Consider the following 6,875-nt stretch of genomic DNA (forward strand, 5'->3'; position numbering starts at 1 on the left):
CGCGCCCGCGACGAACGCGGCGCCCGCGACGCCCAGGAGGCCGCGCAGCGACTCGTCGTCGGTGTCCAGCGCGACGGCCGGTACGTCCGTGGCCGCCCGCGCGATGCCGCTGAGCACCCGGCCGGGGCCGACCTCGACGAACAGGTCGGCGTGCCGGGCCGCCTCGCGCACCGCCTGGGTGAAGCGGACGGGAGCGGTGATCTGGCGGCTCAGCAGCGCCGGGACGTCGGTGTCCCGGTCCAGTTCGCCGCCGGTGACGGTGGAGACGACCCGGCCGTGCACCTGCCCGAGGTCCGCCCCGGCCAGCCAGGTCCCGAACGACTCGGCCGCCGGGGCGACCAGGGGCGAGTGGAAGGCGTGGGAGACGGCGAGCCGGGTGCAGCCCACGCCGGCCTCACCGGCCCGGCGCTCGACGTCCCGGACCGCCTCGACGGTGCCGGCGACCACGGTCTGCTCGGGGCCGTTGTATCCGGCGACGACCACGTCGAGGCCGGTGGCGAGCTCCTCCGTCCGCTCGGGGGACGCCTGCAGGGAGGCCATGGTGCCCGAGGCGCTGTGCCGGGCCATGGCCCCGCCCCGCACCCGCGCCGCCTCCAGCAGCGTCGGCTCGTCGAAGGTTCCCGCCCAGTGCAGGGCCGAGAGCTCGCCGAGGCTGTGGCCGACGGCGACGGCCGCCTCCAGGCGCAGCGCGTCGAGGACGCGCAGTCCGGCGGCGGAGCCGGTGGCGATGCGCGGCTGGGCCACGTCGGTGGCGACCATGTCGCCGGTGCTCGGCAGACCGGCCCGTTCGAAGACGTCGGCGGCCTGCGCGAAGCGCTGGCGCAGCGCGCCTCCGCCGGTGCCCTTGCCGGAGCCCTGCCCCGGGAAGAGGAACCCGATCCGGGCGGGTCCGGTGACCTTGCCCAGGAAGCCGCGCGCGTCGGCGGCGGTGTGGGTGGTCTCGCCGTTCTCCAGCAGGCCTGCCAGGTGCCGCAGGCGCCGCTCGGCGTCCTCCGGGGAGGAGACGACGACGGCCGCGCGGTGCGGCCTGCCGCGCAGTTCGCGCTGGAGGGTGGCGGCCAGGTCGGCGACCTGCCCGTAGGACACCCGGGCGACGAAGTCGGCGACCTCGGTGATCCGGGCGCGCAGGTGCCGGGGCGACTCGGCGTCGAGGACGAGCAGTTCGCAGTCCTGCGGTGAGTACGCCGGCTCGACGGGCCGGCGGCGCGCCGGCGGCCGGCGCCGGAGGGCGGGTTCGTCGAGGACCACGTGCGTGTTGATGCCGCCGAAGCCCATGGCGGTGATGCCGGCCCGGCGCGGCACCCCCTCGGGCCAGGGTTCCGCCCGGCGCAGCGCCTTGAGGTTGGCCCGGTCGCCGGTGAGCACCTCGTGCGGGTCGACGGTGCCGATCGACGGCGGGACGGTGTGGTTGTCGAGGGCCAGGGCGGCCTTGATCAGGCCCGCCACGCCTGCGGCGGCCTTGGTGTGGCCGATCATGCCCTTGACCGAGGTGATGGCGGCGACGGGGACGTCCGGTCCCGTCGCGGCGCGTTCCTCGGTGAGCGCGGTGAGCTCGGTGGTGTCGCCGACGGGGGTGCCGGTGCCGTGGCCCTCGAAGAGGCGGACCGTCTCGATGCCGAAGCCGGCCCGTTCGTAGGCGCGCCGCAGGGCCAGCCGGTAGCCGCTGACCTCGGGGCGGGTGATCCCGCCCTGTCCATCCGAGGAGACTCCCCAGCCCGCGATGGTGGCGTAGATCCGGTGGCCCGCCGCGAGGGCGTCCTCCTCGCGCATCAGGACGACGATCCCGCAGCCCTCCCCCGGCCAGAAGCCGTTGGAGCCGCGGTCGTAGAGCCTCATCTCGCCCTTGGCGAGGGCGCCCGTCTTCGCGAAGCCGATGATCTCGAACGGGTCGATCGACAGGTCCACGCCGCCGGCGACGCCGACGTCGATGTCGCCGGAGAGGAGCGCGGTGCCGGCCGTGGTGACCGACAGCAGGGAGGAGGAGCACGCCCCGTCGACGGTGTATCCGCCGCCGCCCAGGTCGAAGTGGTTGCAGATGCGGCCCGCGATGGTGTTGGCGAGCCCGCCGGCGAGCGAGTCCTCGTCGACGGCCGGGAACGGTTCCTTGTACGAGGTCTCGACCTCGGCGAGGAAGTCCGCGATGCGGGCGTCGTCCCAGCCGTCCTGCCCGGCGAGGGCGGAGGCCATCACGCGCCGTACGTAGGGCCAGCGCAGCCGCATGACGTTGGCGCGGGAGAACTCGCCGGTGAGCGTGTTGCCCACCACCACTCCGGTGCGTTCGCGCGGCAGTCCCTCGCCGCCGGGGAACCCGGCGTCGGCCAGGGCCCGTCCGGCGGTGTCGAGGGCGAGCCAGTGCGTCATGTCCGTCGAGCGGAAGGTGCTGCCCGCGATGCGGTGGGCGACCCGGTCGAACTCGTAGCCCTCGATGACGGCGGCGTTGCGTGCGTAGAAGGTGTCGGGGGTGGACGGGTCGGCGTCCCAGTAGTCGTCCAGGTTCATCCGGACGTCGGGCAGCCGGCGGAAGGCGCGCCGTCCGGCGACGGCGTTGTCCCACAGTTCCTGGGGCGAGTCGGCGTCGGGGTAGCGGCACGCTATGCCGACGATGGCGATCCTGCTGCTCATGCGGTCACCGGCACCTTCCGCGTCGGCGCCGGGTCCGCGGGCGGGCAGGCGCAGGCGTCAGCCGGGCAGTCGCAGGCCGGGGCGGCCCCGGTGTTCTTCCGGTCCTCGGTCCGTCCGGGCGCGTCGTCCCGGTCCACGCCCTGTCCGACGGCGGCCAGCGCCAGGGCCTCCTCGGCGCGCCGCTTGGACACGATGTCCGCGGTCCACAGGAAGGCGCCCCGGATGGCGCAGACGAGCGCGGTGGCGAAGAAGAGGCCGTAGGCCACGCTCATGGCGGTCAGCACGCCGTACATGGCGGCGACTCCGCCGCCGAAGGCGATCTGGCCCCACTTGGAGGAGGGGGTCGTACCGGGGTCCGTGATCATGTAGTTGGTGAAGAGCACGAACGCGACGCCGGTCATCATCGCCAGGGCCGCCGGGATGGAGGTGCCGAACATCAGGCCGCGTACGACGGCCTGGAGGGCGAAGCCGCCGACCCAGGCGAGGATGAGCCACATGCGCTCGGTGAGCTTGGCGTTGAGCATCGTGCCGAAGGTGATGATGATCGCCGGGACGAGCCAGTCGAAGCCGCCGTCGAGGTACTCGGTGAACTGGTACGGCGGTGCGATGGAGGCCCACGGGAACAGCAGCAGGATGACGGCGATCCCGAAGTTGGATGGGTTCATGACATGCCGCATGCGGCCCTTGACCGGGGCCCTGAGGACCCACTTGGTGCCGACGGCGACGATGACGCCGAAGATCATGACCCAGATGACGTCGTTGACGTAGGAGAGCATGTTCACCGCGAGCGCGGTGATGTGGGCCGGGAGCAGGAACTCCGCCAGGCCCTTGAAGCCGTTGCCCTTGAAGCGGGGGGCGCGGCCCTCGGCCCGGGCGCCGATCGCCTCCAGGGCGACGTCCAGCGAGTAGGCGACGGCCAGGGCGATGAAGGGCCAGGTCCAGGGCTGCTCGAAGCCGAGCACGGTGTAACCGAAGACGTTGAGCACGGAGATCGAGATGGCGAATCTCCGCAGCGCCGTGACGACCTTCGTGCTGTGGCGCGGGGTGGTGGTCTGGGACGGGGACATGATCACTTCTCCTTGGCCTGGGTGCCGAGCTCGAGGGCGTGCCGGCCGGGCTCCAGCCGCAGCTTCTGCTCGTGGACGTCACCGTTGCGGTCGCGCCAGGTCAGCACGGCGGGCAGCGGCCCCTGGACGCCCTTGCCCAGGCCGATGTGCACGTCGGTGCTGCGCTTGCCGGAGTGGCCGCCCCCGCCGTCGAGACGGGCGACGCGCATGGTGCCGTCGGGCAGTTCGACACAGACCTCGGCGCCGACCACGGGCGCGCCGTCGGGGTGGGTCAGCTCCAGTTCCAGGGCGGAACCGGTGTTCTCGCTGACGTTGCGGAAGAAGGCCGGCTCGTCCCACTGGCGGGCGACGGCCATGTCGAGGCGGCCGTCGCCGTCCACGTCGGCGGTGGCGATGCCGCGGGTCGGGACGGGCTCGCCGATGCCGAGCTCCTGGGACAGGTTGGCGTACCGGCCGCTCTCCTGGTCCTTGGCGAAGAACCGCATCCGCTGGCTGCCGGCCAGGTCGTCGCCGACCTGGACGTTGGGCCACCACTGCGGGTTGGCGACCAGGGCGTCGTTGGCGGTGGCCAGCTCCTGGAGCTGCGGCCAGCGGTTGTGCTTGCCCTTGACGAAGCCGAGGGCCTGGGTGATCTCCAGGTTCCCGTCGTTGTCGAAGTCGCCCATCTTCACGTCCCAGCCCCAGCCGGACCAGGCGAGCCCCAGGGGGGCGGACTCGTCCTCGTAGGGCGCATCGCCCTCCAGGAAACTGCCCCGCAGCTCGGCCTTGCTGTCGGCCCGGTTGACGAAGGCGAAGTTGGACTCCTGGATGCCGAACGACGTCGTGATGTTGCTGACGAACATGTCGTACAGGCCGTCGTGGTTCAGGTCGCCGAAGTCGACACCCATGCCCTTGAACGAACTGCGGCCCAGCTCCTTGGACTTGGGGACGGTGCCGGAGTGCTCGGCCTTGACCTCGCGGAACTCGATCTCACCGGGGCGGGAGACGTTGTGCAGCAGGGCCGAGGTGCCGAAGTCGTGGGCGAGGTACACCTCCGGCAGCCGGTCGCCGTCGAGGTCGGCGGCCGAGACGCCGAGCGACCAGCCCTTGTCCAGGCCCTGCGGGATGCCGCCGTCGGTCTTCTCGTACCCGTCCGGCGTCCAGCGGAAGAAGTGGCCGCCGCCGCCGTTGCGGGCCTGCGAGAGGGAGTCGTTCATGGTGACGCCGCCGTCCCTGGAGGGGTCCAGGACGGGGCTGTCGGGGAAGTAGTTGCCGATGTAGATGTCGTCGTGGCCGTCACCGTCGAAGTCGGCGACGGCGGCGGTGTTGGAGTTCCACAGCGGCCCGGTGTACTTCGCACCGGGCTTGCCGGGCAGCAGCTCGGTGGGCCGGAAGGAGTCCGCCGTCAGCGGCGCGCCCTTGGCGCCCTTGTTCTCGAAGATGACGGGGGTGCGTCCCCAGTAGTAGACGAGGAGGTCCATCGCGCCGTCCTCGTTGTAGTCGCCGGGCACACAGCCCATCGGCGCCATGGTCGTGCTGACGCCGAGCGGCGCCGGGTCGAGCGCGAAGGCCGCGTAGGCGTCGCCCCGCGTCGGCGCGGGGGTGACCACCGCCTGGTCGATGCGCGGGTCGCTGACGCACAGGTCGTTCGGCAGCCCGTCGCGGTCGAGGTCGTTGAGGGCGATGCCCGCGCCGACCGAGGAGATCCACGCGTCGATGTGCTTGAAGGCCTTGTTGACCTTGCGGACCTCCTGCTTCTCGAATCCGGCGGGCATGGATATGGACATCGGCTCGAATGCGAAGTTCTTCGCGAGTGCGTCGACCTCGGAGGCCGACGACTCGGGAAGCCGCACCCCGTAGAAAGTTCCCACCATCAGGGCGAGGGCGACAATTCCCGGAGAATTCCTGCGCACCCAGTTCTTTGTGACCGTCACAGGTCGGCACCTTTCCGGAGCAGCGGAAGAGAGGAAAGTTCGGCGGAGACGTCACGCCGCCATGTCTCGTAGGCCGGGGAGGCGGCCTTCGGGTCCGCCGTGCGCGGCCTGAGGGCCCGGCACACGAGCGAGGCACGCTCGGCCGTCGTACCGCACACGACGCGGGCCGCGAGGTGGGTGTGCTCGATGACGGTGTCCGCCTTGACGCGCGCCTCGACGGCGAACGCGGAGCCCTGCGCCAGCGCCCAGCGGTGTTCACCGGCCCCCTCGACGAAGCTCTGCAGCTCGGCCTCGTCCACCCCGCCCGCGTAGGTGCAGGCGAGTCCGGCGCCCGCGTACAGGTCCCCGTGGCGGCGCTCGGGGTAGGCGCGGATCAGGCCGGTGACGACCTCGGGGTCGGTGCCCCCGACGAACCACAGGGCGCGGCCGATGCCCTGGTCGATGGCGTTCGGCGTGTAGTGGTTGTGCCCGCCGCGCCAGCGGAAGGGGTGCTGGACCTCGGGCGTGCGGACGTAGGAGTCCGTCTTGAAGTACGCCTGGTGGAAGCCGTATCCGTCCAGGGCCAGCCAGCGCAGCAGGGGGTCGGTGGCGCTGATGTCGGGCCACAGCGGCTTGGGCAGCCGCGCCATCGCCCAGCCGATGCCGACGTAGATCATGTAGTCGTGGTGCCGTCCCTGGCCGGCCAGCAGACCGGCCAGGCGGCCGTTGTGGCCCGGGAGCGCGTCGTGGACCACGGCGCCCATGCCCGCGCCCTCGTAGGCGAAGCCCCGCACGTCCCGGGGGACGGTCTCCAGCATCGCCTCGGTCTCCTCGGCCGAGGAGGCCTCCATCGCGTAGGCGTAGCCCTGGAGGAATGTCTCGCCTATTCTCTCCAGCCGTGCCTTGGCTTCCTCGTTCTTCACGTGAAATCCACGCACCTCCATGGTCGTTTCCGAAACAGGAGGTGTGAACAGCTTGCGTCGAATAGCTCCAAACCCAGTGGCCACGGTGATGACCCGCCCCTCTCAGCTCCCTGGAATTTCGCCAGCAAATCAAATTGAGCCAGGGGGCGGGACCGCGCGTCTACTTCATATGTGCTCAACGGGGGAAAGGGCGGTGAGCCGTTCACGCACCCCCGCGCGCCAGCCCTCGTAGGCGGGTGCGGTGGCGCTGCGGACGGCGGCCGGGGCGCAGTCGTCGGCGAGCCGGGCGGCGGCCTCGGCGGACAGCCCGGTGAACGCCTCGACGGCGGCCTCGGTGTGCGCGGGCACGAACCCCGCGTGGTGGCGGGCCT

At 71.9% G+C, this 6,875-nt stretch carries 5 protein-coding genes; all 5 read right to left on the minus strand.

The window, feature by feature from the left end:
* Window positions 1-2,622: type I polyketide synthase (locus B7767_RS34090; protein ID WP_143652779.1), on the minus strand; the 2,622-nt coding region annotated here is incomplete at its 3' end.
* Entirely contained in the window at window positions 2,619-3,689 is a 1,071-nt protein-coding gene (locus tag B7767_RS34095; RefSeq protein WP_085575476.1) for an enediyne biosynthesis protein, read from the minus strand. The genes B7767_RS34090 and B7767_RS34095, both read right to left, overlap by 4 nt.
* Window positions 3,690-3,691: 2 nt before the next feature.
* Window positions 3,692-5,542, minus strand: a complete 1,851-nt coding sequence (locus B7767_RS34100) for a CRTAC1 family protein (RefSeq protein ID WP_085575477.1) — start codon at window positions 5,540-5,542, stop codon at window positions 3,692-3,694.
* Between the two features lie 56 nt (window positions 5,543-5,598).
* Window positions 5,599-6,588: a DUF1702 family protein gene (locus B7767_RS34105; RefSeq protein ID WP_085575478.1), complete on the minus strand. Its 990-nt coding sequence runs from the start codon at window positions 6,586-6,588 to the stop codon at window positions 5,599-5,601.
* 81 nt (window positions 6,589-6,669) lie between these two features.
* Window positions 6,670-6,875, minus strand: a 206-nt coding sequence (locus tag B7767_RS34110; RefSeq protein ID WP_143652780.1) for a DUF1702 family protein, incomplete at its 5' end; no start/stop codon positions are given.

Origin of the sequence: Streptomyces sp. 13-12-16, assembly GCF_002114215.1 — a bacterium.
Classification (GTDB): domain Bacteria; phylum Actinomycetota; class Actinomycetes; order Streptomycetales; family Streptomycetaceae; genus Streptomyces.

What these genes read in the sequence shown, in the direction of transcription:
- B7767_RS34095 (WP_085575476.1), bottom strand. Translation starts at nt 3,689, where the DNA reads ATGTCCCCGTCCCAGACCACCACCCCGCGCCACAGCACGAAGGTCGTC.
- B7767_RS34100 (WP_085575477.1), bottom strand. Translation starts at nt 5,542, where the DNA reads ATGGTGGGAACTTTCTACGGGGTGCGGCTTCCCGAGTCGTCGGCCTCC.